This is a genomic window from Bradyrhizobium sp. URHD0069 (assembly GCF_000701345.1).
Lineage (GTDB): Bacteria > Pseudomonadota > Alphaproteobacteria > Rhizobiales > Xanthobacteraceae > Bradyrhizobium.
On sequence record NZ_JNIJ01000113.1, the window covers coordinates 1 to 2,537 of the forward strand.

The following is a 2,537-nucleotide window of genomic DNA, read 5'->3' on the forward strand; positions in this document are numbered from 1 at the left end:
GAAGCACGAGCCCGCGAGCGACATCGACACTGTGATGGCGGATAGTCTGAAAGTGCTTGACCCCAAACGGCCGATTAGAGAAGCGGACATTGCTCGATGCAGTCGGCGCTTCGCATTTGTGCCATGAGCAGACTTGCCGGTTTGCTCGAACATCTCGTCGGAGCGGCCGAGCAATGAGGAACAGGGAGGCGAAGTGCCTCTGCGGACTCGAGGGTTCACTCCCAGTTCGAACTTCGTCAGCTGCTCGAAGAGCAGGTCGGACGGTTGTTGCTCCCGACCCACCCACCGACATCCTCTGTCCCAAGAGCATTCTCCAAGAGCATTCACCTTTGATGCAAGGCACTCTCGAGGACGCGCGGCCAATCGCCTGTCGACATTTCTCTGGCGATCCAATCGTTGACGATCTTGGCGAGATCAGCGTCCTTGGGAAGAAGGTAGGCTTTAGACACCTTCGAAAACGGCGCTTCCACGATTGCTGCACAAAGTTCAGGATGAAGATAGACTTGGTGATCGACTTCGGTTCCGTCCGTCACCATCACGTCGGCCCGGCCAGCGATGATCTCATCAAAGATCGTGGTATTGTCTTTGTAGATTCTAAGGTGCGCATGAGCCAAGTTTGCCCTTGCGAAGGCCTCGTTCGAAGCACCAGGAGGCTCCACGACGCGCACGTCCGGCCTGTCGATCGCCGCAACACTGCTTAAGCGCTCTTTATCTGCACAACGGACGATCGGGCGCTTGCCATCGATGTTTACGGGTATCGAGAAATCTCCCTGCGCGGCACGTTCGGGGAGTATGGATACGCCACCCATGGCAACGTCGTATTTTTGCGCGGTGAAATCGGGTAGCAGCGTACTCCAAGTCGTTTTAACAAACTCAAGCTTCACCTGCAGCTCATTCGCAAGGCGGTGCGCCATAACGATATCTGCTCCGCTGTACGTCCCGTCTGAGTTGCGAAATGTGAAGGGTTTGTAATCGCCTGTCGTGCCGACCCTTAACACTCCACGTTCCCGTATGGCATCAAGCGCTTTACCGGCAAATGCAGGTGGGATTAGCAAAGAGGCCACAATAGGCAGCACAACTAGTAGGCGCTTCACAACAGGCCTCTTTACGTCTGCACTTGATCCAAGCCTATCTCAGCCGTGACCACTGGACCGGTTTCGTTGCCGTACGATTGCAGTCTCGGAAAAATGGTTGCGTTTGTAGTCGGCCGAGGTCCGCTTAGGGTCAAACTGAGAAGAACTCAGTACGCATCCCATCGCGCTCTAGCGGATGCTTCGGGCGAGAGGAGTCTCGGACCACAATCGGTTCTCAGCGGCGCTCTGAGTCTGTTACCAGGTTACATAGAAATCGCCGCGATCGCCCATGTTCAAGGCAAGCGCTTTACCACTGTCGATCGCTTCCTTGGTTGCGCCTGTCGGTTTCACGCTTGATGAACCCATCTGTCCGCCACCGCCGGCATCACCAAAGTGGATCATCCACGATTGCATGTTCAAATTCGGCACATCGGACGCTTTCTGGAACTTAAGCGTGCCATTCTGGAGGGCATCGCTGAGGGCCTGCGCCTGATCGGTCATGCCTTTGTCCCGAAGATCCGAGATATTTCGCGCGATTTGCGAGTGCATAGTAAAGACAAACAGAACATCATCGGACACGACATGGCCCTCGGTCGGCGACGCAAATTGGCCGCCGTTTTTCGCTAGGTCCTGCATGGCCTGCGATTTGTTGTAGAGCTGGGCTCCGGCCTGCAAAATGGCAATATTGTCCGCATTTCCTAGCTGCTGCCAGACCGGAATTCCCGCCCGGACGTCGTCCGAGGCGCTTGCCGGAGTTTGGGCATTGGGGGCAGAAGCGTTCGGTGGGCTGTCGGATGGTGTCAGTTCGCGCCCGATATCGTGAATCTGGTCAAAGATGGACCGCGACCAGCTCTGCGCGTTCGAGTAGTTCGCGCTGGCCGTGCCGCCCTTCGCGGCCTGGACCTGTGCCTTGAGCCGGTCGGCGGCGCCTTGATCTACCGCAGCTTGCGCCAGAACGGCCTTCGCATGATCGGATAAATCTACGATGGTTGACCCGGCAGCGAATGAAGAGGTCCCGGTCAGAAGCGCCGCAATGGGATTGGAACTGTTCGGATCAACGAATGCGCCGGTGCTTAGCCCCGCGATGACGGAATCCGACGTGGCACCGCGGAGCCCGGTTACGGATGTAATCGCGGAAAAATCCGGTAACGCGTTTGCAATGCTCGTCATGCCGTTGCCCTTGTTGATCGATATTCGAAGGCCTTGTAGAGCTACCCGTAGTAGAGCTAACCGATCCAGTAATCGTGAGCGAGCTTCAGCAACTCTGATTAAAAATGAGTTAAATCCACGAGGCTAAGAACAGCGGATAACGACCGAACGTCCGCTGTGGGTCAAACGGAGAAGAACTCAGTACGAGCATATGATTCCCGCTTCGCCCTCGAACTAGGACATTGCTCGATGCGGTCGGCACTTCGCATTTGTGCCATGTGTGGACGGCTCCGAGTTGGCAAGAGAAATCTTCAC

2 protein-coding genes are annotated in these 2,537 nt (G+C 56.1%); both read right to left on the reverse strand.

Going from position 1 to position 2,537, the window contains the following annotated elements:
• Window positions 1-323: 323 nt before the first annotated feature.
• On the reverse strand, window positions 324-1,094 hold the full coding sequence (locus tag N554_RS0130410) for a transporter substrate-binding domain-containing protein (RefSeq protein WP_029586888.1): 771 nt from the start codon (window positions 1,092-1,094) through the stop codon (window positions 324-326).
• 234 nt (window positions 1,095-1,328) lie between these two features.
• Window positions 1,329-2,243 carry a hypothetical protein gene (locus tag N554_RS0130415; protein WP_029586889.1) on the reverse strand — a complete coding sequence of 305 codons (915 nt, stop codon included), beginning with the start codon at window positions 2,241-2,243 and terminating at the stop codon, window positions 1,329-1,331.
• Window positions 2,244-2,537: the final 294 nt, after the last annotated feature.